The following is a 22,598-nucleotide window of genomic DNA, read 5'->3' on the forward strand; positions in this document are numbered from 1 at the left end:
ATTTATTGCTCCCAAACCCAAAAGAATCGCATATCCGTATCGTCACCATTCCCCGGCCTCTGATAGCGGATCACCATGTTCAGCCGGCGGGGATAGACGATCTGAGTAGCGATAGAGAACGACGACACCACGCCATCAGTCACCAGCCATTGCAGAGCCTCTCGGGAATACTCTTCTGCCTTTTGCGCGACCGACTGCGTCAGTTTCTGCCGCCTCAGCAACCACAGACGGGAACCAATGTCATGCTCCTCGTCCGCATCCCCCCACCAGCCCCGGCGATCATCACCATCAATGTCGTCGTCATCACGAGCAACGCGATCGGTAAAAAGGCTGATAATGATCGAGGTCTGCAGATCATCACCATTCATCAGATCGCCACGCCCCTCACGCCAGTCCGCGGCCAGCCGTTCAACGTCCCAGAAAGAACTGATATCACTCATTCAACAGGCTCCCCGGGTTTCTCGCTGGTTTTCTCATCGTTGCCGCTCTGGACGTTTTTCACGACGTGGTCGTGATCATTGTGGCCATCACGCAACTGTTTCAGCGTGGCGGTATTGCTTTCGCAGTTATCGATAACATCGCCCGTCACCTTCAGGACTGGCGTATTCATCAGAACGCCCTCCGCTGCATTAATCGTTACAGTGGATGCATTGCTAACCGTCACCGTCTGACCTTTTGCTTCGACTTCAATACCGGTCTCAGTCAGCTTTATGAACATGCCCCACTGGTTATAAATGACCGTTTCACCGGACTTTAAACCAGACTGCCGGTATTGTTGGTTGTTGCTGGCCACAATCACGGCGCTGGAGCGATCTCCGCCCAAATAGGCGAGCACAACATCGGTACCCACCGGCAAACCTGAAGAAAAGCCAAATTCGGCCATGCGTGGGGTTCCGCCACGCACTTCCAGCGGCGTCTGATACTGCAGCTTTTGAATGCCGCCGGCGTCGCTGTGTCCGGTGATCCGGCCGATGCCGAGCATCATGGATACGCGGCGCCCGAGTTGTCTCAAAATATCGCCACTCATCGATTAAGCTCCTGCACCTGACTGTAAAATTGGTACGGCTGTACCGCAAAAGCCTCCGGCGGCATGAGCACCATCCGCGCCGTGGTCCCTTCCCATCCATTACGAATAAACGTCACTTCAGAAAGGAGCCACAGCTCATCAGGGAGCCCAAACGTGGGGATCTTGATAGGAATGAGGGTATTGGGTTCCCACAGTTTGCCGTCCTTATCGCGCCAGCTGTCCACTGTTACCTGCAGTTGCCGGGACCGTCCATATCGGCGGTTCATTTCCCAGTCAATGCAGTTCTGCGCCTGACCATGGGAATTCATCGTGCTCTCAACGATGATGATCCGGTTGCGATACCGCATTTTTGCCGCTTCAGGATCTCGCGCTTTGGCCAGTGTTACCGCTGAATATCCACTATCAGGCGAGAGTTCCATCGCGGGAGTCATCGACATCGATACCCCGACATAGTCGGAGAATCGCTCATCCATCGAGTCCATCAGCGAGGCGCTTTCAATGTTCTCACCCTGCGCCACCCCGCTGGCGGCCTTGCGGGTTCCCACCCGGGTCAATCGCAGATCGCCGTCAGGGGTATCGAAATAGAGCAACGCCGCCCACCGGCTGATCCTGTCGATAATTTCTTGCGAGGATTCGCCCCAATTCAACGTGAATTGCGGCACCGTCACCAGGTCCGTCACGTCAGAGCTGACCTTTATGCCGTAGGGAGACGCCAGACGTTGAGCGATTTGCAGCGCGTTGGCCTGACTGATGACGTTATTAGGCCACTCTGCAGAGCAGTCAACCAGGTCCTGACATTTGCTCCTGCCTGTTGCCCTCACTTCATGGCGCGACTTTGATAAAGTCGGTGCCCAGCGATCGATGTATCCTGTCATCGCCAAGTCATTACCCAACATGATCTGGCACGCGTCTCCCTTTTTAACGAGCTGCTTCTCGTTTGTAGCTGGGTAGTAGTCCATCAGCGACAGATCGAAATCAGAGGGTAAACGTTCAATGCCGCGCGTTACCCTGACGTCGTCCCAGCCCTGAATGATCTTGTTGCCCACCTTCAATATCAGTTCATCTTTCATTTTCGCAGTGCCCTGAATTTCACCGGCATAAAGGCTGGGTGGCGCGGCTGAACTGACTGCACAAGCTCATCCCCGCGCGCAGCGTTCTGGTATAGGCGATTGGCAAGCGTTAATGCCGGCAATGACGCGGACATAACAACTTGAGTCAGCGAACTCAGTTCCGCACCTTTCTGCCCGTACGCATTGACGAGGGCGTTTCGGGTTTCCAGCAAATTGAGATAGTCGTCATCGTCGCCGGTATCGGCCGCCATCAGTAAAACGTCATCCAGCGTGTCGCAGACGCGGTTTAACATCAAAATGGCATCGTCATAGCTTGAGGGCTCATAGTCTGCCGCCACCACAGCCAGGGCACCGGCGGATAAAACGCAGAGCAGGATCGTGGCACTTTGAGCAATGGCATTTTCAGCATCTGTCGCGTAAAACGTCGCGTTTCGGTATGAGGCCAAGGATTCCAGCATGCGGATCTTTTCCTCAACGCTGCCGCTTACCGAAATCACCTCATCAATGATCGCTCTCGCATCGACAGGAAAAGCATCGACTGCGGCCACACTCTCGAAGGTGGCCGTGAGGGTCAGCAACTTTGCACGGCCAGTCACCGCCTCCGCCATTTTTTGATGAACCAGCCCGGCGTAATCCTCGGTGTCCTCTGCCCGGTTAATCGCTCCGGTAGAACCGGAAACCCCACCACCTACACTGCCCTTGCTGTACCGCCCATAGCGCGCGCTGCCGAAGGTGGACTTCAGTACATTGCTTAAGTTCGTCACTTCATTGGCCGTACCTTTCACCATATTTCCCCAAAATGCTGCCGTGTTGCGCAGCGTCTTGATGGCTTGGGTGACGCTCCTGATCTCGCCCTTCACCGTTGCGATGAATTTGGTGGCTGCCATGATGCCAGTGCGGAGCCAATTGGTTTGAACCAGAGAAGCCGCCTGGGTACTGCCGGTAATGGCAAAAACCTTCAGGCCCGACTCAATGACGGTGAGTGTGAATTCGAATGATCGCCCGTTATCCACACTTTCCAGCACTCGCAGGCCACCATCAGGAACGCTGACAGTGAGCTCCCCCAGCGTCGGGTGGATCAGCGTGCCGGCGCCCTCCATTTCACAGGCGGCCACCAGCGAATTACGTTGGGTGATCACATCGGGCGCGTCATATGCCAGGCTGTTGTGCACAATGAAACCGCGGAGGGTCATTTTCCGGGTGCCGCGCCCCAAATCTTCAACCCAGGCCGTGTTGCGATAGGGATATTCATGCACTGCCTGCCGGCGGCCAAACACCCCTTCCGCGCTGACTACAGCAAAAGGCACGCCGCGGAAGGATGCTGGGTGAATATGCTCAAACCAGTCCCAGCTCTCGCCACTGCCCAATAGTGAAGACAGTGCATCGTTGATCAGAGCCATCCAGCCTCCTGAAATAAAAAACCCGCCGAAGCGGGTTTAACTTAATGATTGCATGGACAGCGCTACACGCCCCCCACCATCCGTTTGCACTTTTCGGCGCTCCCCGGTCTGAGGGTTCACCATGGTTATTTCCAACTGGAACTTATTCTCATCTATCGCCTTCGACATGGCCTCAGTGATCTGGCCCAATGCCTCACTATCTGGGCTATTGGGTGAGAACAGCGAGGCTTGCGTATCAGCTGCCTTTGGCGGCTGAGCAGATAGCGGCACCGTAGTATCGCCAAAATCAAAATTTCCTGACTGGCGCTGGCCAAATAAAATGTTCTGATCCCGCAAGCCACTCCAGCGCGCATCATTCACAGAATCATAGATCCCTTTCGAAATCTCGTCCGATGAGTACGGCTGAGCACCGTTCTCATGCTTGATAATGGCAGGAATAAGTTTTTCCAGTACCTCTGGTGAATGTAGGTCCAGCGGTTCAGCTGAGTTAAAGCCCGTTTGTTTTGCCACGTCATCAATATATGCCTGGGTGATATTTTCATTGGGCGGTGCATACGTCCTGATCATACGGTTCAACGTGTTATTCCCACGATCACCGAATAACATCAGTTGGCGTGACAGCGCTGCTAACCCATCCCCGGGGTTTTCAAAGGTGACAAATCCGCCATTTCTTCCCGTGGAATTTGGCGCCGCGCGCAGGTTTCCGGGATTATTATTGCGCAAACCCAGCGCATTATTCCCAGGCTGACCATACGGCATCGATACACCCGTACCGGCCGCCGGCGTTCCGGAAATTTTATCCAAATCCCCTTTTAACCGATCCGCGCGCCATACTGGTTTGTAATACCCGTTGAGCTTTTTGATCAGATCTTCCGATGCGTAGCCCAGTTTTAAATCCAGCTGCTCCTTCCATGAAAGCGTGTCTTTAAATTTATCGTCACCCTGTGCCTTGCGAAGAATATCGGCCTGCTGGCCACCCCGGTTAAAGGTCAGGATGGACCCAACCGCCGCACTGTCCATCCCATTGGACATCACCTGTTTTATCTGGTCTACCGACGCCGCCAGTGTCTCAGATTGGCCTAACCATGCCTGTCCCTTCAGCAACATCCCATCATAGGCAGCGCCGATCTGGTTCAGTTGCTGTTTAAACGCCAGCGCGTTCTGCAGGTCCTTATCGCTAAAAATAAGGCCATCACGGCGTGCCTGATCTTTCAGGCGCTGTACTTCACTGGTGGTGTTACGCAAATAGCTGAGCAATTCAGGAGAAAGCCCCAGCTTGTTGGCAAACAGTGCTTGCTGGCCGGCGGGCAGCGACTGCATAGAGCGGTTGAGATCGTTGACCAGCTTTCCCACATCAGCCAGGCCATCCTTGGTCAGGCTTATTTCCACCCCGCGCTGTTTGAGAAGCGCTAAAAATCCGTCATTTCGGCCATGGGCCGCATCGTTCGCCTTTTCGAACAAATCACCGACTGAACTCTCTGCCGCTTCGCGGGCACTTCCGTTCTCAACCATGGCGCCGGTAAGCTCCTGAAACGCATCGGCCGTCATACTGACGTTTTTTGCGATGGTGTCGATGCGGTAACCGGTGTTGGCAAAGTTGGTCAGGTTGTTTTTGACGACATTGACGACTGCCGCTGCGCCCCCCAGCCCCAGAGTGAGCCCCCCTACCATTTTCAGGGGAGGGACCAGATCACCGATGAACTGCACACCGCTGCGGGCATTCTGGGCCAGAACATCAAATCGGCTGCCCAGATCATCCAGATTGTCTCTCGAGTCCTGCCCACCCAGTGTCAACGCATCACGCGTCTTATCAAGGAGTGGATTGAGGTTTTTTACTACCTCCTCAATACGCAATATCGCAGCTGACGCCTCATCATTCGCCGTCAGCTCAAAATCGAACGACTTGGCCATTATTTGCCCGCCTTAAGCTTTTCAATTCGACGAGCCTGATCGGCCCAAAAATTCAACCGGGTACGGGTCAGGGACCACGCATCACGTGGCCCCCATCCATAATACTTCGTCACCTCAGCGGCTAGCTGTTGCCATCCGTCGAGGGATCGAAGGTTAAAAAAGACATCAGGAAGACCTCACATTTCCGGTAATCGGTAAATGCCATGCCACCTAATACTTTCTCGCTGATGCTGGAGTTCAACGCGATCAGCAGTTTCATGGCAGCCATGCTGTTTTTGTTTTTCTGCTGTTCATAAAACTGCTCAACTTCAGCCAGGGCCGGTTCTTTCAGGTCAATCTGCTCGTAGCGAACATTGCCCATTTCCAGCGCCTTACTGAGCGGGATCGTTTTGGTTTTATCAAGCTCTGCCATATCAATACTCCGTTACCGAGCCGCCTTCCCAGCGAACATCAAATGTTGCTTCTTCGCTATCAACATCCTGCGTGTTCACGGACCACATATTTTCGCCAATGATGGTCTTGCCGTTCGCCAGCTCAACGACAACAGAAACATTGGTTGAGTCGTTAATCTGAGCGATCGAAGTGCCACCACTGTCACGCGCCTGGTAAGAAATGAACGGCGCCCGCGGTTTTTCCTTATAACCGTGGACTCCGTCCATCCCCGTCAGCGTAGATCGCTCCACTTTGCCAGGGCTGTACTTAAACTGGCCGGCGACCATGACGGTCACACCGTCGATGGTAACGTAAGCGGTGCCGGCCAGGCGGTTAGTTGTATCTCCCATAAATCCCCCTTATGCTGCGGTCTGCGCGCGGCGCCATTGATTGAGTAGTGCGAAAATTTCCAGCTGGTCGATCAGCGTGCCGGTCCAGAGCACATCGATCCGCTTGGTATTACTGCTGTTACGCTCCACCAGCAACGTCTCCGCGAATGCCGCGGCATCCTGCACATAGCCGTTGAACTCCAGCGTGCGATACTGGGCGATCAGCTCTGCACGGATCACATTCGGCGTAACAATGGCCGAGCCTGGCGCAAACCGTGTGCCGTCGTTGGCCAACTTCATGCGGCTGAACTTGGAGGTGATCTGAGTGCGCAGGAAGCGCGTCACGAACATCAGCAGGAACAACGTTTCAATGTTCAGGTAGCTGTCATCCGCATCGCCGAACTTGTTCTTCTGGTAGGTGGTGATGGTCTTTTCGACCTGCACAGAACCATCATCAGCCACGGTGAACGTTGAGATACCGCTGTACAGCAGATTATTGCGCTCAGTCAGCATGAAGCGGGATTCCAGCGGCGGAGCCAGAACACCGCTGATGGTCAACGTCTGCGTTGGACGGCCCGGATCGTTGCGCAGGCTCGGTGCAATCGCCCCGGTCAACGCTGCCGCCCAAAGATAAGCGGGCGTCGGTGATCCGTTGATCCCCAGTAGCGTCTCATGCTGGTTATTGCGCGCTTCGCCGGCGGCGGACAGAGAACCATACGTGCCCGCCAGCGCGCCGAACGAATGGCCATAGAGCTGCTGCGCGTAGGACCAGCGGCCGGTGGCATCGGAAAGGAACTCTTTCACGGCATCCAGTGACGCGGTGTCCGTGTACGGGTTGACGATAAAGTCAAAGGCCCGATCCTGTAGGTTACCCAATGCATCCGTCAGTTCTGGTGCGCCAGAACCCGCGGCCATTGGTGTAATTTTCAGTTCCATGCCCTGCGGGGTTTCTTCACCACCGGCCGCCCCCAGATAATTCAGGCGAATATCGATGCTGTTACCGTGCGCACCTTTGTTTTTCGCCGTCAGGTTCACCGTATCCGTTGCGGCCCCATCTACCGCTGCAGTCACAGGCAACTTGCTTTGACTGTTGATCAACGCTGCAATGGCGGCGGCCACAGCGACTTTGTCATCAGTGCTGACGACGGTCAGTTGCACACGTACACCGGCAATATAGAGAGACAGCACCCCGGTAGCGGCTGCAGCGGTCACCACCTGTAATTTGCCGGCTGCGGCCACGGTTCCGGTAGCGCCGTCCGACAAGGGCAGGATCCAGATTTCCGCTGACGTGTCGTTGGCCAGATACGCTGTCATCATGTTGTGCAGCATTGAACCGCTACCACAGATGCCGGCGACCGCCGAATCAGACGATACTTTTTGCGGAATACCCGGTGCTGCGGTTGCCGTAGCCAGCATTTGCCCGATCAGCAGCGTGCGCTGAACTGCAGTCGCCGTATTGGCCATCGAGTTATCAAACTCAGCGAAGAAAAACGGCGCGCGCTGATTGGAGGGAATGCGAGTAAATGGAACGGTCATTGATCATTCTCCTGGCTTTTCTTCCCCGCTACCGACTTTGTGGCCGCGTCAGGGTCGAATTTTTCTACATCGCCATCCTTCAGGCGGCGCCCCCAAAAAATATTGTCGGGTACCTGTTCGCCGGATTCAGGCAAAAAGGTGCCCTTGACCGGATCGCGCACAATGCGCCCCGGTGCGGGTTTCACAAACATAGGGTTACTCCAGATCGATTTTTACGAGTGGTTCAGGGGTGCCATCAGGCATGGAAATCGTTGCGTCTATCCCCTCAAGAGGTTCCGTATCGATTTCATAGAACTCTTCAGGGCCCTGATAATATTCAATGTCCAGTTCCATCAGCAGTTGGGCTGTGTGCCCTTCACCGTCAGCATCGACACCAATGGTGGAGCGAACCTGCAAAAACTGCTGAATTTTGCGAGTCAGTTCAAAGCTGTTGATCACCGCGCGCTCTACCTGCTCGCGCAGCTGCTCCAGCGCCTCTTCTGCTTTCTCTGCACCATTGTCTTCCGCTGCATCATCCAACTCCTGCAGGCGCCCCGTGAGGCGAACCGTGGTCACCGTGTTGAACTGGGGAACATTACGGCCCAGAGAACTCTTAACGTCGATCGGCGTTTGCACCAGAATAACCGGGTACATATCAGCGGTTGTCGGCCAGTCGCGCGGCGAAAAAACCCGATCGCCTGCATCGGTTTTATTCTTCAGCGCTTCAATGACCAGTAACCTTATCCCTCTGGGGTTCATGATTTCACCTTATTGAGAATAAGCTTCGTCCCACCATGGCTATCCGGCTGAACGTCCGACACGGCAAACAGCGTATTAACCGGTACCCCACCGACGATACCGACGAACACCCGATCTCCCTGCTTTGGACGAGCCCGGAACTGACTATCAAGCACCCCCAACACCGGAGAGGTGGTGTTGATAGTGCTGCCATCATCGAGCGGTTCGACTTCTTGCGTATAGGCACGATCAAAAATGCCGCTGACGGTGTACGGCGCACCGCCGGCGGGCCGGTAGTCAACCGGGTCACCAAAAACGCCGTGCAGCGGTGCAAGCAAATGCTGATCCCAGTTGATGCCCATTACTCCCCCGATTGCACAGTTACGGCTGGCGCACTACGAAGCAACGCTAGCTTGCGGAGTTGTTCAACATCAGCAACCACACCCAGACCTATCAACCGCTGCGCATCTGCTACCGGCAACGTGAACGCCCGGTTTTCTGAATAGTCACAGCCATCATGGCGCACCGTATTACCTTTGGTGACAACCACTGAAACCATGCCGTCCGGCAGCTTTTCACCGTCCTCATCGTCATCCGAATCATCGCCAGTGTCGGTGTCGGTGTCGGTGTCGGTGTCGGTGTCGGTGTCGGTGTCGGTGGGATTATCGTGGCTCTGATCGTCAACCTTCAACGTTTCCGGGATTTCCTGCTCACCGACAAGTAACTCGGGCGGCAAGCCGCCCAGTTCGTTTTCTTGCGCTTTTTTGGCCATATCACACCACCGTAGCACAGAGCGCGGCGTTTACCCGGCTTGGAATAACCAGCGGAGCAGACTGCATCATCAGCAGGCGCTGTGCCGGGTCTTCTTTCACCCAGGTCTTAGGGGCATAGGCCAGGGGGCCATAATTGAATGCAGGATCAAGGATCACGCCAAACGCACGAGTACCCATCAGGTCAGCGCTCGACATAATGACAGCACCATCGGGGATCAGCGGTTTTTCGACATTGTCCAGCGGGTCGATGAACCAGTCGTTGTACAGCCACAGGTCGAAGTTGCCCCAGCGACCTTTATAAACAGCCCCTTTCAGCACCTGCGCACCGGCATTAATCTGGTTACCATACGGGCTCAACGCCGGGAATGTGATGGCGTTATCCTTGATCGTGGTGTCCAGTCGAAACGCTTTCCACGATTTGTTGGTAAAGACCAGATCCGTCGGTACCGCACCGGAATTTTTGAGGATCAGCGTCTGCCATACTTCAATATCATCCGATGGCTGCGTGTTAGTAGCACCGGCGGCAACAGTTAACGGCCATTTATCGCTACCACTGAGGGTAATGGTCAGATCCGGCGAACGGCCAAAATCCACCACCTTGGTTTCGTACCCTTCACCGTTCACGGTGACTTTGCCAGACACCATGGCGCTACTGGCCATCCATTCAAGACGACGGTTAATCATGTCAATCTGGTCAGCCATCTCGAACTGCAGGTTCAGCATTTCACGTTCAGCAGCAGTATATTCACCGCCGATACGCTCACCGATCTGCCGGCGAATGGGTTTGCGCAGGTCCGGTGCGCGCTTGTCTTTGATGTAAGCGGGCTTGAAGGTATTGGTCTGGTATTTGCGGCTTTCAACCAGTTTGCCTTCCACCAGCGGCGATACGAATGGCGCCATACGACGCAGACCTACGTCCACATCAATGGCCACCTCTTCCGTTTCGTAGGTCACAACATTCGGGAAGAAGCGATCCAGAAGCCAGTTCTGGCTGGTTTTCAGGTTAGGGACGACCTGCACCAGCACGCTGGTATCAAAAATGTTTTCCATATTCAGTCTCTTTGTGATGCCGGCGCCGTGGCCGGCCAGAATTCAGGACGAGTGCAACCCTGCCAGAGAACTGGCACCAGTTACGTTTTCGAAAGGGTTAGATTGAGATCAGGATACCGGCGCCTGGATGCTGTCGCGCAGGAAGATAGCCAGCGGGCGGAATTGTGCTTTCAGTTCAGCAACGGTCCAGGTCGCATCGAAGATCAGACGGTGCTGGTTAAACTCACCCATCAGATAAACGCCACCCGTTTGTGCGGCAGCAGTGGTATCGACATCATCGACCAAAATGGCAGACGGTTTTTCACTGCCGTCAGTCGCATCTTTTTTGCTCGGAATAAAGGCGCCAGAAGCCGTCACCATACCGAGTACCGTGCCGCGCTTAAGCACACCGGAAACCCCGATAGTTACCGAATCGGTGACGACCTGAAGCGGACCCGACACAAGCTGATCGGGCACGAACAGCGAACTTTTCATGCCCGGTGCGAATTGGTTTTGTCCAAACTGGTCCATTATTTGATACCTCGTGCAGAGTCATAGAGGCCGGTCATCTTACTTACCAGCGCATTTTTTCCCGTGGCAGGCTTGCTGCCATCCGGGCCCAGCCGTACCCGTTCGGCTTGCATACGCGAATCTAGCGATACACGCGCAGACTTAGCGGGAACAACAGCCCCCATAGTCGCCATCGTGCCAATGGCTTCGCTCGCGCTCATGCGGGTATTGAACGCCAGATGCGCAGCCATATCCGGGCGGCCGGCGGCATGCTTACTGCCAAAGATGGCAGCACAACGTTTACGCTCAGCGCGGCGACCTTTTTTCACATCGCGGTTTTCGTCTTCTTCCGCGTCGGCATCATCATCGTCTTCTTCCGCCCGACGAGACTTCGCCTTTTTACCCTTCTCTTTGCCGTCGTCCTCTTCGGCATCAGGGCCGCTTTCATCATCATCTTCCATGTCTTCGCGATCATCCTCCTCTTCGGCGTCCTCCTCGTCATCGCGCTCCTCTTCCGCGCGGCGGGATTTCGCTTTTTTGCTTTTTTCTTTGTCGTCGTCCTCTTCCTCAGACGCTTTTTTCTTGAGGCCGAGAAGATGGGCAAACTTTAAATAAGACATACGTTAAGCTCCTGCTTCATTGATTAATTTTCGGAATGCGGCATCAGGGGTCATCACCGCATCGGCAAGCCCCAACTTGACGCCATCAGCCGCCAGGAAACAGGCAGCCTGGGTGTTACGGATAGTTTTTTCAGTGATCCCCCGGTTACGGGCTACCGTACTGACAAAAAGCCTACCCATCGCATCTACATCATCCTGAATCGCGGCGCGGGCCTGATCGCTCAATTTGACGTAGGGGTTGCTCTCGGCTTTGCGGTCACCGTAGGTGATGATGGTGACCGCCAGGCCGTCTTCTTTAATTCGCTGTGACCAGTCACAATGAATGACGATCACCCCGACCGAACCGACACCACCGGTACGCGGTACATGAATGCGATCTGCCGCGCTGGCGATGGCATACGCGGCGGAATACGCATTTTCGGTAAGGATGGCGTGGATCGGTTTTGAACCGCGGGCGTGATAAATCTCATCCACCAAATCGAAACAGCCGGCTACCTCACCGCCGGGAGAATCGATATCGAGGCAGATGCCGATCACTTCGGGGTCGCTGACCGCCGTCAGGAACGACTGCCTGATCCCGTCGTAGCCCGTCATACCGCTGTAGGGTCGCAGACTGCCCAACTTCTGAACCAATGTCCCCTGCACGGGGATCACCGCGATACCGCCAACCACGTCATAGCCGGCGTCCTGTTTACGTGCCTTGCGGGTAAAACTTTCATCATCCCCCAGCCAGTCAGATGCCAGCGTGTTGATGCGGGTTATCCCGAACCGGTCCATCATGGCGGCCATGACCACTTCGGCCTTTTGCGGGTGCAGCGCCAGCGGCGTGTTAAACAGCCGCTGCGCCAGGTGCGGTAAATTCACTCTGCCTCCGGGTCTTTTATCGTTTCTGGTGCGAAGATTTCGGCCTGTGCCCAAGTCGGCAACGGGAGCCCGCGCTCTTTGAACGCGGCAATTTCTCGTTTCCGCTGGTCAAGCATTTCTTCCCAGTCTTCACCGGCGTTTTCGGCCGCTTCCATTTCCAGCGTTGAAAGCCCGGCATCCATACCGAGAATGGCGCCTTTCTTCTCTGCCACCGGATCAACCCAGCCGCGACCTGGCCCCATCCAGCGCGCACGGCAATAAGCTGCCCTGGCGTCCAGAAAATGCGGAGCACCATTCGGCAGCGGTAAATCTTCCGTGTCGTGGATTTCTTCGATAAACGCAGACAGGATCGGCTGAGCAAACCCGGCAGAAAAATCATCACGTCGGCGGGTTAGCGTTTTCCATGCCTCCAGCATTGCAGAACGCGCCGAGCTGTAGTTAACGTCAGACCAGTCTTGTGTTACCTGTTGGGTAGAAAGCCCGGTAGCAGCGGCGATGTTGCGCAATGCAGCGCTCTCGAACACTTCAAAATTGCTGTGCGGGCGGGCTGCATTGACTGCCTTCACATCCTCACCCGGGTACAAAATCGGCATTCTCGCGCCATTTTGCAGCGATATGCGTCGATCACTGTGAAAGTCTACGCGGCCTTCCTGATAGGCGCCGATTTGGGTATCGTCAAAGGTTTCCCCCATCGCCGCTTCAACCATCTGCGGATCGTACGGAGAGGTAATGTAAGCGCCAAAGACCGCATTCAAAATAGCGGCTTCAAGCTCCGATTGGTCATACTTGATAAGCATTTTCAGCCGCTGAACAACCGGCGTTAATATCCCGTTCCCGCGGTGTTGGGCACCACGCTCATGGTCATAATCATGCACAACATGCGGGCGACCCCAGTCCGTTTCCCGCGGAATACGCCGCCAGGTCATCGTTTTGGCGCCGCTCCACCAGTCACCAATATGCGCTTCGCGGATGTGGTAGGCCACAGGAGCGCCATCATCATCAATTTCGACACCACCGCGAATGTTAGGCATATCAAAATTTTGTTGCGGGTTGCTCAGGCGATCCGGGTCTACAATCTGCACCGTAGTCGCGTAGCGCCCTCGACCGCGCCCAAGCCGATCAGGGCGATACTGGAGTACCGCTAGCGCATCGCCATCAATCAATTTATGACGAAAACCCAGCCGCAGCATTTGCGACACCGTCTGTTTCCTCTCAACGTCACAATAACGCCCCGGATCATCTTGCGCCCAAGACCGCCAGTGGGCCTCGATGACTTTGCCGTACTCATCAGCCCAGGTTGCATCAAACGCCTTGTTTCCTGTCATCAGAGCCAACATCCGGTAGTCTGGCTTGAGGATAGGACGAAAGTTCGCGCCGACGGCGTTATCCAGTACCCGGGTAATACTGCCGCTTGCCCACCCATCATTACGGGCCAAATCCCTGACACGGGAGACAATGCGATCGCGGTAAATATTGATCTCATTGTCGGGCGACCACAGCGCCGGCTGCCAGTTTGCCAACTGGTCACTGAATGAATCCGCCGCATCGTAGGGTACTCGGCTCCCTCCCACCAGCATGGATGCCTTTGACCGCGTAGGGGGCAGCGGTTGCCCATTTGGGCCTAAAATTTTGATGTCACTCATCAGAATCTAAACCTCATCGGCCGGCGCGGGCGGGTAACAATACCTAATTGAGCCTGCAGCAACTGGATCAGCGCCATCAGGTCTGCCATTGAGGCTTGTTGGTATGAAACGGAACGTGTGCCATCACCCTGCGTATACGAAAACGACACGCCGCGGGCCCCGGCAGCAAGGTCAATATAGGCTTGCTGCGCCTTTGCCAATGCAGCCTGCAATTGTTCAGGCGTCATCGCACCGGCCAGCAGGCTAGTGTTACGGTTAAACATAGGGATCCTTAAGATGGCAAAAGTTGCGACAGGCGCTTGCGCTTCGGTTTTTCCGGCTCTTCAATGATGACGCCAGGCAGCCGAAGATTTTGTTTTTCTTCCGGCTGCGGTGGCGCCGGCAACAGACGATCAGGATTTACTACGATATTGTCTGCCAGCTGGTTCAGTTTCAGCCCGAGATAAAACAGCCCGCACAACGCCGCATAGCTGTACACCCGGCAATCCAGCGCTTCGTTAGCCCGCCCGGGGATTTGTTCCCAAACGCGATAACGCTGGCCACCGGAAATTTTGAGCACAGAGCGCTCAGCCAGCAGCTGGCTGAAGTAGTTCAAATCACGATCCGTCGGGAAATGCATGTAACTGGCTGCAGCCTCACCCGGTGCGGGCGGATCGATATGCAAGCGCCCGCGGATGGTATCTTTGGCCGCATTCACCCCAATGATGATTGGCTTGAAACTGGATTTTGACTTGGACGTTGGCTTTTTCGTCGGCCAAACCGGAGAACGTTTACCGCCGCGCGCAGATTCCCCTTTGATCGCCCAAATACGGCGGCCAAGACGTTCTTTGGCAAACTCGTAAACTTTCTGGGTGTGATGGCCGCCGGAGTCCATACATGCCGCCATGATCGTAAATCCACGACCATCAGCCCGACGCCATATCTGCTTGAGATAGGCATCAAGGCGCTGCCACGGCTCATTGGTTTCCAGATCACCCTCAATCACATCAAAGGCAATGGACCAGCTTTCTTCGTTGCGGCCCCAGCCAGTGACTTCAATTTCAAAGCGCCCATCCTGGGTATCGATACCGGCTGTCAGCACAGTCACCCCATCAGGCACTTCAGCCGCATAAACTTCACAGCGTTCCAACAACCGTTTTTCACTCAGCGCTTTTTCGCCGCGATCTTCATACGGCTCACCCAGCACCAGGTTGATAAAGGTCTGACGCATGAGCGGATCATTTTTCACCCGCAGCCATTCGGCAACCAGGTATTTCCATGCGGCATTGGGGAACAGGCTGTACCCCGCCCAGATGTGGAAGCCGGCATGACCTTTGAAAGGTTTGGTCGCTCGCCATTCGCCACGCTTCACCATTGAGGCTTTTTCGTTATGGTGGATCACGCAACCATTGTGGCGGCACACGTAATACGCCGTTTCAGGAATTCCCTCGCCGTGTTCATCCTTGTCCCATTTGATGCCGTAAGGGGTATCCGGGCCGCCCCATTCCAATACCTGATGTTCACCACAATGCGGGCATGGCACGTAATAGCGGCGCTGATCGCTCTCCTCATACGCCTTTTCTATGCGACTTGTCCCTTTGACCGTCGGCGTTGAGCCCAGGGCAATCTTACGGTTCCAGAATGTTTCGGAACGCTTAATGCCCAGCGCAATCTGATCACCCTCCACGCCGGCTCCGCCGGCCGGATAACCGTCAACCTCATCAAAAAGAATGACCCGGCAGGTGATACGGCGGAAGCCGCCGGGACTGTTTGCCCCTACCAGCGTCAGGTTGGCGCCATTGGCAAAGGTCTTTTTGAGGATGGTCTGATTGCTGTCTTTTGCCTTTGGATCACCGCAGATTTCCGCCAGCACCGGAGTATCACGCAACATCGGCGCGATCTCGGTTTTACTGTAGTCCTCAGCATCTTCAACACGCGGCTGAACGATAAGGATCGGCGACGGATCATGCGCCAGGTAATAGCCGACAACGTGGTCAAGGATCTTGGTATAGCCGACTCGCGCCGACTTCATCACCGATACCTGCGTCACCGTTGGATCAGTGATGGCATCCATCATGCCATCCTGATAAGCGAAGGAACGAAAGCGGCCGGTTTGCGCGCTGGTCTCTTTCGACAATACCGCGTATTTATTAGCCCATTCACTCAGTGAAAGCGGCTCTGGGGGGCGAACATCGGAGCGACGCTGGCGCAGCTCACCGGTGAAATTCTGCCAGGCTGCAGCGTTAGCTCTCTCCTCGGTTGTTATCTGCATCAAGGCTCAATTCCTCCATCGCCTCGTAAACCACCTCCTGCAGTGCCTGGACAAACTCCGCGTCGTTGGTGGTAGAAGCCAGCACCCGCAGACGGGGGCCATGTTCAGGAGCAATCGCAATGAGACGGGTGCGCATGCGGGCGTATTCATTACCTACGGCCTCAATCATGTCTTTGTACGGCAGCACCTGCCCGGATTTAATGTCGTACTCGAGCTGGGTAAGCAACGCGAGAAAGTTCTCTTTCATCTGGCGCGCTTCATCAAGCGTCATTGTGACGCCGTGCTCTGCAATCATTCGCTTGACGGTTTCAGTCGCAGACTCGGGAAGATCCTTCTCGTTTTTGTTACCTGATTTGTTACCCGAGGATCTGTTACCTGTTTTGTTACCCTGTTTGTTACCTGCCGCTTTTTTTTCCGGACGGGTAACAGTTTTTCGGAAGCGCTCAATGTTGGCGTTCGACGCCTCGACATCAATATCGTCTCCGGCCAGAACCAGCCAACCGCGGGCCTTCCAGCTCGTTACCGTCTTTCGGCTGACGCCGTGAAGTTTGGCAAAATCTGACTGGTTCATCTGTTACCTCAGTGTTACCTGTTACCCAAATTTCAAAAGTTGATAGCTAGACGCAGAACGCGGCGCGCAATGCCCGTGCTTTACAAAAGTGCCAGGAAGGACCCATTTTTTTCTGGAGCCTCCCCCGGGGATGATCGCCGATCATTTTGCTGTTCGCATTGCCTCAGCCATCGCCCTGCTCAGTTCCGTCGGCATCAAGGCATTGGCCATAGCCTGTGCCCGATCGAAGTAACCGAGCGTCGGCTTAACGGGCAGCGCGTCACCGAACTGGATCAGCAGTTTCGGCGCCGGCATCTTCATGCGAGCCTGCCGTGTTCCATTGGCTGAGCGTTTACGCCGCTTCTTGCCCTTCTTCCCTTTCTTTGCCTTGCGTCGCTGCCAGACGCCGTTGGTTCCGCCAATATCACCAATGAACACGTCCGACTTTGCCTTTAACTGCGTCATCTTGTTGCGTGTCAGGTTGCCGTATTTGTTCAGCTTGATGTTCTTGGGGTTCAACAGCGCCTGGCTGTTCAGCTTATGCTGGCCGCCGAATTCGAATGGCTCCAGATAGCTCGCCGCGGTGTCCATCACGAACACCTTGGCCTTCAGGTTGCTTTTCCGGGCACCGAAGGATTTGACCGAATTGACGGTAAAAGGCGTGGGGTTCTCCAGGTGGCGTTTAAACGCCGTTTTCTCCGCCGCCTCTATCTTTCTGGCTACGCTTGTCAGCGCCTGCGCTGTGGCAAACGGGATTTGCTTGCGGACACTCTGGAGTTGAGCCGACAGCTCTTTTAAACCTGCCATGCTACCCCCATAAAAAAACCCGCCGTAGCGGGTTGTGATTGAGTGTTTTGTTATTTCTTGCCGTTGGCCTCAGCCATTTGCAAATAAACCGGGTCAGAGCCGCGTGGGAGGCTTTTACTCACATCCCGGTAGTGCGCCACGCGCTCGCGGAAATACTCTCGCAAATGTTCGGGCTGCTGTCGCTCTACCTGTTCAGCTATCACTGGCTGGTTCATGCGCTCTTTGTAGGCAACGCTCGACGCGGCCATATCAACGTTGACCTTGTCCATTTCTTCTTTTGGCAGATTGCCGAGATTGTATGACATGAAGCCCTCCTATTTGGGAGGATTATACATCATCATCACGCAGCAGCCTCGGAAAGCTGCTCTGTGATGAAATTTGTGATAAATATCTCTTTCCTAATTTTTAGGAATTTGATATGATATTTTCACGGTAAGGCAACTGGCCGACCGATAACCAAATGAGGGTTTCAAAATGTTCAAATCTATCTCCGACGCTAAAACTTTCCTGTTCAACCACGGCATGATCGACTTCATCGACCTAGAGCGCTTTGATGAAATCGTCGAAGACCTTTATCGCAACGCTGATGATGAAGACAGCGCTGACGAGATCGTTAACAACTACGTTATCTAATCTACAGCGGCCCCAGTGATGGGGCCTATTGAGGTCATAATGGACAATCTCGAAAAACTGATTAAAGTCGGCGAAATTGCCTTCGGTAAAAACTGGCAATCCCCACTCGCGCGTTATTTGGGCGTGAGCGACAGAACCATTCGCAATTTCATCTCTGGCTCATCTCGCACGCCAGCGGACCTATCCGGACGCTTATTGGCAGCTCTTGAGGCTAAGCAGGCGGAGATAAGCGCTGCCATGGAGCTGATTAATTCTGATTGCCAGAGTGGTGATAGCATCACCATCGAAATGATCGAGGCTATTGCTGACCGGTTTAATTATCGTGATGAGCAGGATAAAAAATCAGCAATAGACGAGATGAATAACGCTGTTTATGAGGTTACTCATCTGTCTGACATTGAGCAGATCGCGAAAAACTGGAGCACCTCACCATGACTCCCGTTATCGGTGGCACTCAGTGAATGCCACCTGTAATGCCGATGGTGTTAGCAATCCCAGTCCGGTCGATCCACCGCGCGACAGGCCCACATGCAGGCTTCCTGCATTTTGGTGCGGGCGATTGCCAGGCAGCGCATTGCCTCACTGCGGCTGGCATCTTCCGGGGAGCCAGCCTCTACCACCTCCAGGGAGAGGTGTGTGCGTTCGAGGTCGAGTTGCTCGCAAAAATTACGACTGATTTCTTTCAGTTCATTCATTTGCGCGATATCGTCGGCGGTCAGGGTACGGTATCCATTCACGGTGCTGCCGTCTTGCGGCCTAGCTTCGCTCATTGTTTTCTCCCGGCGGCTTCCCGCCATTGATTAAGCGTGGCCACCTGGCCGGCGCAGATTTGCAGTGAGGTCTGAAGCGCCAGCGTGTAGCCGACGGCGTCGCCCCATGTGTCGCCCTGCAGCTCTGGCTGCTCGCATGGCGTGAATACTGTTTCAGGGGGCAGGCTTATCACCTGTTCTGGCGCCGGTGGCGGTGTTTTGCTGCAGGAGCTCAACAACAGCGTCAGGCATAGGCTGAGCAGCGCAGGGATCGTTTTTAATCGCTTCACGGTATTTCCTCTGCAAGATGTCGTGTTGCTGGCGTAGCTGCTGTTCATGCTGCTGTTGTGCAGCCACCAGCGCGCGATTCTGAGTGTCCTGAGCCTGCAGGGTGGTGATCAGCCCTGCCTGCTTGCTGTTCTCCAACTGCGATGTTGAAAGCTGTTGCTGGGTCAGCTGCAGCTCTTTGCGGTAGCCCCAGTTGCTGACGGCCAGCCAGGCGAACAACGCGAGGGCTACTGCCACCAGCACGGCTTTACCGCATGGTAACGGGAACCAGCTCATAGCAGCACCTTTCTTGCGGTATCGAAACGAGCCTGACGGTCAGACAGGCCATTTAAACCGCCATTGATGCGCTGAGTTACCCACTCGACATCATCAGGGTTTCGCCCGCAGTCGTTCGACTTCCAATACCAGCCAGCAGAACGCATGCCGTTCAGGTCATCCTCGAGCAGCTCGGGGTGACCAACCAGGTCAAGCTTCAACGCAGGACCGCAGGCCATGTAGTTCTTCAGGCCCGTGGTTTGCATCGGACCGCGGCCCCGGTATTTCCAACCATCACCAGGCTGGGTGTTACCCATTCGGCCACCGTAGACCAGATTGGCGATAGCCTCTTGTTTTGCCGACTGCTGAATGGTGCGGCCCAGCATGGTGCATTGGTAATGGCTCAGGCGCTTAGCCTTCGAGAAGGGGCCAAAGGTGCGCATCAGGCCATCAACGCTGTAGTTGAACGATTCCACCTTCGCCGTGAAGCCATTCGACTCATGCCCTACCTGGGCGATAAACATTGCCTGCTCAACCAGCTTGTTGATGCCGAACTCTGCAAACGTTGCGATTATGTGCGGATACCAGCGCGCAGCTAATCCGGCGCTGATACCTGCCGCCCGTTGAAATTCGATTTGTGTCATTTTTTATGCCTGTGGTTTTGAATCGTTACCGCCGCCAAAGCGATTGCTGACATACCCGGAAAGGAAAGCACTGAGCTTTTTCACACCAATGAAGCCAATGAAGCCGCCGATGCCAACTGTTAGGGCTTTCGGCACGTCGAAATAATCCAGAGCGGAGTAGGTCGTCAGGGCCAATGCGCCACACATCAGCCCTTCGAATATGGTTTCTTTCCAGCTACTGCCGGAGTACGCCATCCGAAGGACTGCCATTACGACAGCCATGATGACGCCACCAATAGGCACATCACCGCGCCACCAGGCAGCGAGAATTTCACTGATGTCCGCCCAGCTATGGGGACTGTTTGGCATTTTCATCCCTCCCCCTTGCCGGGGCTTGGCCCGATCTACGGGTGATAAAAAACAAAAAGGCCGCCAAATGGCAGCCTATAGTTGACGTGAATTCCTGCTTTATAATTGTCGCCAGCGGATCACCACCAGCGGCCAAAATGTGATTAGCCAGAATGAAAAAAAACCCCGGGCATCAAGCTCGGGGCCAAAGTGATGATGATACCTATCTAAATGATCCGTTCGGCTAGCTCTGGGGGACAACGGGCAATGCCCGCCCGTCTGGATCAGTGGCATCATAACGTATCAATAAACTATTGCAATGAATGCACCTTTTTGAGGCGCTTCCCAGCCACTCCGGGCAATCCCATCTTCGCAGGCTGAAAAGCTTTTTTATGCTGAGGTAAGCCCCGACGATTAGGTCAGGGCTCAAAGTACCGGGTCAATTTTGGATGAGAATTCGATGTAATGCCCACTCCCTGTAGCCATTTTGTTAACATCATCTTTCGTACTTATCAGATTGAGCGTCAACTTTCTGTGTGGATAATTATCCTCATCGCAACAGGATAATATTTTGATTGCTGTTGCGAAGTTTCAGAGTAGATTTTTCCACTCACACAATTTGGCTCTAGGCAAAGCGGGGCAGTAAACTGAAGGATGCCCGATATTAACCTGGCTCCAGACTTCCATCCAGTCTGCCAGCTCAACAACTATCGAGAAAACCTTGTATGATGAAACGATTGCATTCCCTCTGTTTCCTTGCGTCCCCTTCACTATGCGCACCAGCCCTCCGCCGGTCGCCGGGTGCGAGGACCCTGCTCGGCGCCTCGTTGTTTCTCTTATCTCTCAATTCGAGCTCCGCTGCACGTCTGGAAATACCCGGTTATTATGTATCATATCTATCATCCGGGCACTATCAGGTTGACTTACCTGGCACTTTTAACGTCCTTTGGGGAATGCAAAGCTCAGGGGGTGGCGTGCTTGGAGTATCGGTACCTGCTGGTTGCACCCTCGACGCTGAAGGGCTTACCGGGCACATCAAGACTGAGATTACCTCCAACGGTCATAAAACAGACATTCCACTCGTAGGCCAACATATCACGAAAGGTGTGGGTGATGCGGTCATCGCAAGCGGCATAGCCACCATCAACAATACCGGATCGGCACAAAAGTATACAATGTCCGTGGCTCTGGACGTCGGGGAAAAAATGGTGAAGATGACGTGCCCGTATTCCTTCACAGCATGGAAATGGTCTGACAGGATTTATATTCGAGCTGCCAGAGCCCCTGATGAAACCCACTTTCCGTACAGTATAGGTTTCAAGGAAGGTCACGCTGAAAAACAACCTGACCGTAGTGTTGACGTCGAAGAAATGGTAACCATCAGTAATATTGCACAGCCTGGTCGGAAAAAACTCGTCTCCGGCGCGGACCTGTCTCACGTAACCGTTAACAAAGATGCTCCTATACAGCTAACTGGCACAAAGGGAGCTTCGGGAACAGTGTCTTACGATAAAAGCACCGGAGATATTTACTGGAATAGTTGGCAATCCATGCCCGTAGACACATACACCGGTACAGCCAATGTGATCCTTCAGCCTAATTAACGACTAAACTTATGAAAGGGGCTCCAACTGAGCGCGGCCTCTGCTGAGGTCTTCAAGTCCCATAAGGGGTTGTGGCCGCTCCGCCCTGTCCGCCGAGTGAGTGGCTTATGACGCGTCAACCTCATGCAGGGCAGATAGCTGTCACCACAGATAAGAGCACTACTTAATTCAACAACTATCCGGCAAATTAGGTTTCTCAGGCCCACCTGATAGCTGCCCATGCTCCCGCGCTGCCTATGACCCAGCGCTTGCAGTGCTCTTACCTGCTGTGTCGCTACCAGCGGCGTTTCTCCGCCTCGAATTTCTCACTCAACGCAATACCGTCCGGCAGCAGCGCCCAGGCCACATAGAAATCGTGAGGGGTCATTTCTTCCATCAACCAGGTGTGAATGCCAATGTGGTAAACCTCGCCGTCTTCTTCAAATGCCCGGATGTGCCCCTCGTGCCAACCATCGCATGGATTGAGCACCAGAACACCCCTACCATCAAGGTCAGCGGTCGGTAATTCGCTGGCTGGGCGGAAAACGAGACTCTCGGTAACGTGTTTTGACATCCCACCTCCAGATACGAGAAAACCCCGCCGGAGCGAGGTTTTTATTTTAGTGCCGGTCATTACATTTGTGGCACGA

At 54.5% G+C, this 22,598-nt stretch carries 31 protein-coding genes; 3 read left to right on the forward strand and 28 right to left on the reverse strand.

Annotation, left to right across the window (positions count from 1 at the left end; translation table 11 throughout):
* Window positions 1-2: 2 nt before the first annotated feature.
* The 22 genes from D7I37_RS22215 to D7I37_RS22320 form a co-directional block, all read right to left on the reverse strand.
* Window positions 3-440, reverse strand: coding sequence for a phage GP46 family protein (locus D7I37_RS22215; protein WP_129544368.1), 438 nt, complete (start codon window positions 438-440; stop codon window positions 3-5).
* A complete protein-coding gene (locus D7I37_RS22220) occupies window positions 437-1,027 on the reverse strand; it encodes a phage baseplate assembly protein (RefSeq protein WP_242502726.1) in 591 nt (196 codons plus the stop codon). Before D7I37_RS22220 ends, D7I37_RS22215 begins: the two co-directional genes overlap by 4 nt.
* On the reverse strand, window positions 1,024-2,097 hold the full coding sequence (locus D7I37_RS22225; protein ID WP_129544369.1) for a phage baseplate assembly protein: 1,074 nt from the start codon (window positions 2,095-2,097) through the stop codon (window positions 1,024-1,026). Before D7I37_RS22225 ends, D7I37_RS22220 begins: the two co-directional genes overlap by 4 nt.
* Entirely contained in the window at window positions 2,094-3,497 is a 1,404-nt protein-coding gene (locus tag D7I37_RS22230; protein ID WP_129544370.1) for a DNA circularization protein, read from the reverse strand. Before D7I37_RS22230 ends, D7I37_RS22225 begins: the two co-directional genes overlap by 4 nt.
* A gap of 36 nt (window positions 3,498-3,533) precedes the next feature.
* Window positions 3,534-5,408, reverse strand: coding sequence for a hypothetical protein (locus D7I37_RS22235; protein ID WP_129544371.1), 1,875 nt, complete (start codon window positions 5,406-5,408; stop codon window positions 3,534-3,536).
* A gap of 121 nt (window positions 5,409-5,529) precedes the next feature.
* The gene (locus D7I37_RS22240) at window positions 5,530-5,820 is read right to left on the reverse strand and encodes a phage tail assembly protein (protein ID WP_129544372.1); all 291 of its coding nucleotides are present in this window, start codon (window positions 5,818-5,820) and stop codon (window positions 5,530-5,532) included.
* A gap of 1 nt (window position 5,821) precedes the next feature.
* The gene (locus tag D7I37_RS22245) at window positions 5,822-6,190 is read right to left on the reverse strand and encodes a phage tail tube protein (RefSeq protein ID WP_129544373.1); all 369 of its coding nucleotides are present in this window, start codon (window positions 6,188-6,190) and stop codon (window positions 5,822-5,824) included.
* A 9-nt stretch (window positions 6,191-6,199) separates the two neighbouring features.
* Window positions 6,200-7,705 (reverse strand): phage tail sheath subtilisin-like domain-containing protein, encoded by a 1,506-nt coding sequence (locus D7I37_RS22250; protein WP_129544374.1) that lies wholly within the window; start codon window positions 7,703-7,705, stop codon window positions 6,200-6,202.
* Window positions 7,702-7,896, reverse strand: coding sequence for a DUF2635 domain-containing protein (locus D7I37_RS22255; RefSeq protein WP_129544375.1), 195 nt, complete (start codon window positions 7,894-7,896; stop codon window positions 7,702-7,704). The genes D7I37_RS22250 and D7I37_RS22255 overlap by 4 nt, the downstream gene beginning before the upstream one ends.
* Window positions 7,897-7,900: 4 nt before the next feature.
* The gene (locus D7I37_RS22260; RefSeq protein WP_129544376.1) at window positions 7,901-8,443 is read right to left on the reverse strand and encodes an ATP-binding protein; all 543 of its coding nucleotides are present in this window, start codon (window positions 8,441-8,443) and stop codon (window positions 7,901-7,903) included.
* Window positions 8,440-8,784: a hypothetical protein gene (locus D7I37_RS22265; RefSeq protein WP_129544377.1), complete on the reverse strand. Its 345-nt coding sequence runs from the start codon at window positions 8,782-8,784 to the stop codon at window positions 8,440-8,442. Before D7I37_RS22265 ends, D7I37_RS22260 begins: the two co-directional genes overlap by 4 nt.
* Entirely contained in the window at window positions 8,784-9,194 is a 411-nt protein-coding gene (locus D7I37_RS22270) for a hypothetical protein (protein WP_129544378.1), read from the reverse strand. The genes D7I37_RS22265 and D7I37_RS22270 overlap by 1 nt, the downstream gene beginning before the upstream one ends.
* Window position 9,195: 1 nt before the next feature.
* Window positions 9,196-10,245 carry a major capsid protein gene (locus D7I37_RS22275; protein WP_129544379.1) on the reverse strand — a complete coding sequence of 350 codons (1,050 nt, stop codon included), beginning with the start codon at window positions 10,243-10,245 and terminating at the stop codon, window positions 9,196-9,198.
* Between the two features lie 108 nt (window positions 10,246-10,353).
* Entirely contained in the window at window positions 10,354-10,755 is a 402-nt protein-coding gene (locus D7I37_RS22280) for a head decoration protein (protein ID WP_129544380.1), read from the reverse strand.
* Window positions 10,755-11,354, reverse strand: a complete 600-nt coding sequence (locus D7I37_RS27115; RefSeq protein WP_165283119.1) for a hypothetical protein — start codon at window positions 11,352-11,354, stop codon at window positions 10,755-10,757. Before D7I37_RS27115 ends, D7I37_RS22280 begins: the two co-directional genes overlap by 1 nt.
* A gap of 3 nt (window positions 11,355-11,357) precedes the next feature.
* A complete protein-coding gene (locus tag D7I37_RS22290) occupies window positions 11,358-12,218 on the reverse strand; it encodes a S49 family peptidase (RefSeq protein WP_129544381.1) in 861 nt (286 codons plus the stop codon).
* The gene (locus D7I37_RS22295) at window positions 12,215-13,861 is read right to left on the reverse strand and encodes a phage portal protein (protein ID WP_129544382.1); all 1,647 of its coding nucleotides are present in this window, start codon (window positions 13,859-13,861) and stop codon (window positions 12,215-12,217) included. The genes D7I37_RS22290 and D7I37_RS22295 overlap by 4 nt, the downstream gene beginning before the upstream one ends.
* Complete coding sequence (gene gpW, locus D7I37_RS22300) at window positions 13,861-14,124, reverse strand: gpW family head-tail joining protein (protein WP_129544383.1); 264 nt, start codon at window positions 14,122-14,124, stop codon at window positions 13,861-13,863. The genes D7I37_RS22295 and gpW overlap by 1 nt, the downstream gene beginning before the upstream one ends.
* Window positions 14,125-14,132: 8 nt before the next feature.
* Window positions 14,133-16,112: a phage terminase large subunit family protein gene (locus D7I37_RS22305; RefSeq protein ID WP_129544384.1), complete on the reverse strand. Its 1,980-nt coding sequence runs from the start codon at window positions 16,110-16,112 to the stop codon at window positions 14,133-14,135.
* Window positions 16,084-16,683, reverse strand: coding sequence for an RNA polymerase subunit sigma-70 (locus D7I37_RS22310; RefSeq protein ID WP_129544385.1), 600 nt, complete (start codon window positions 16,681-16,683; stop codon window positions 16,084-16,086). The genes D7I37_RS22305 and D7I37_RS22310 overlap by 29 nt, the downstream gene beginning before the upstream one ends.
* 141 nt (window positions 16,684-16,824) lie before the next feature.
* Window positions 16,825-17,469: a hypothetical protein gene (locus tag D7I37_RS22315; RefSeq protein ID WP_129544386.1), complete on the reverse strand. Its 645-nt coding sequence runs from the start codon at window positions 17,467-17,469 to the stop codon at window positions 16,825-16,827.
* A 50-nt stretch (window positions 17,470-17,519) separates the two neighbouring features.
* Entirely contained in the window at window positions 17,520-17,774 is a 255-nt protein-coding gene (locus D7I37_RS22320; RefSeq protein WP_129544387.1) for a DNA polymerase III subunit theta, read from the reverse strand.
* Window positions 17,775-17,943: 169 nt separating this feature from the next.
* On the opposite strand from D7I37_RS22320, the gene D7I37_RS27120 reads away from it, so the two are divergent.
* Both D7I37_RS27120 and D7I37_RS22325 read left to right on the forward strand, forming a co-directional pair.
* A complete protein-coding gene (locus D7I37_RS27120) occupies window positions 17,944-18,102 on the forward strand; it encodes a hypothetical protein (protein WP_161990690.1) in 159 nt (52 codons plus the stop codon).
* A gap of 39 nt (window positions 18,103-18,141) precedes the next feature.
* A complete protein-coding gene (locus D7I37_RS22325; protein ID WP_129544388.1) occupies window positions 18,142-18,537 on the forward strand; it encodes a hypothetical protein in 396 nt (131 codons plus the stop codon).
* Window positions 18,538-18,587: 50 nt separating this feature from the next.
* Here D7I37_RS22325 and D7I37_RS22330 read toward each other — a convergent pair whose 3' ends face one another.
* The 5 genes from D7I37_RS22330 to D7I37_RS22345 are packed head-to-tail and all read right to left on the reverse strand — an operon-like array spanning window position 18,588 to window position 20,392.
* Complete coding sequence (locus D7I37_RS22330; RefSeq protein WP_129544389.1) at window positions 18,588-18,872, reverse strand: hypothetical protein; 285 nt, start codon at window positions 18,870-18,872, stop codon at window positions 18,588-18,590.
* Window positions 18,869-19,141 (reverse strand): Rz1-like lysis system protein LysC, encoded by a 273-nt coding sequence (gene lysC, locus D7I37_RS27480; RefSeq protein WP_242502727.1) that lies wholly within the window; start codon window positions 19,139-19,141, stop codon window positions 18,869-18,871. The genes D7I37_RS22330 and lysC overlap by 4 nt, the downstream gene beginning before the upstream one ends.
* Window positions 19,026-19,415, reverse strand: coding sequence for a DUF2570 family protein (locus tag D7I37_RS22335; protein WP_129544390.1), 390 nt, complete (start codon window positions 19,413-19,415; stop codon window positions 19,026-19,028). The genes lysC and D7I37_RS22335 overlap by 116 nt, the downstream gene beginning before the upstream one ends.
* On the reverse strand, window positions 19,412-20,038 hold the full coding sequence (locus D7I37_RS22340; RefSeq protein ID WP_129544391.1) for a glycoside hydrolase family 19 protein: 627 nt from the start codon (window positions 20,036-20,038) through the stop codon (window positions 19,412-19,414). Before D7I37_RS22340 ends, D7I37_RS22335 begins: the two co-directional genes overlap by 4 nt.
* Before the next feature lie 3 nt (window positions 20,039-20,041).
* The gene (locus D7I37_RS22345) at window positions 20,042-20,392 is read right to left on the reverse strand and encodes a phage holin, lambda family (protein ID WP_129544392.1); all 351 of its coding nucleotides are present in this window, start codon (window positions 20,390-20,392) and stop codon (window positions 20,042-20,044) included.
* A gap of 947 nt (window positions 20,393-21,339) precedes the next feature.
* Between D7I37_RS22345 and D7I37_RS22350 the strand changes: the two genes are divergently transcribed.
* Window positions 21,340-21,969, forward strand: a complete 630-nt coding sequence (locus tag D7I37_RS22350; RefSeq protein ID WP_129544393.1) for a hypothetical protein — start codon at window positions 21,340-21,342, stop codon at window positions 21,967-21,969.
* 274 nt (window positions 21,970-22,243) lie between these two features.
* Here D7I37_RS22350 and D7I37_RS22355 read toward each other — a convergent pair whose 3' ends face one another.
* Entirely contained in the window at window positions 22,244-22,522 is a 279-nt protein-coding gene (locus tag D7I37_RS22355; protein ID WP_242502728.1) for a hypothetical protein, read from the reverse strand.
* Between the last annotated feature and the right edge of the window lie 76 nt (window positions 22,523-22,598).

The organism is Serratia sp. 1D1416, from assembly GCF_003641105.1.
Classification (GTDB): domain Bacteria; phylum Pseudomonadota; class Gammaproteobacteria; order Enterobacterales; family Enterobacteriaceae; genus Serratia; species Serratia ficaria.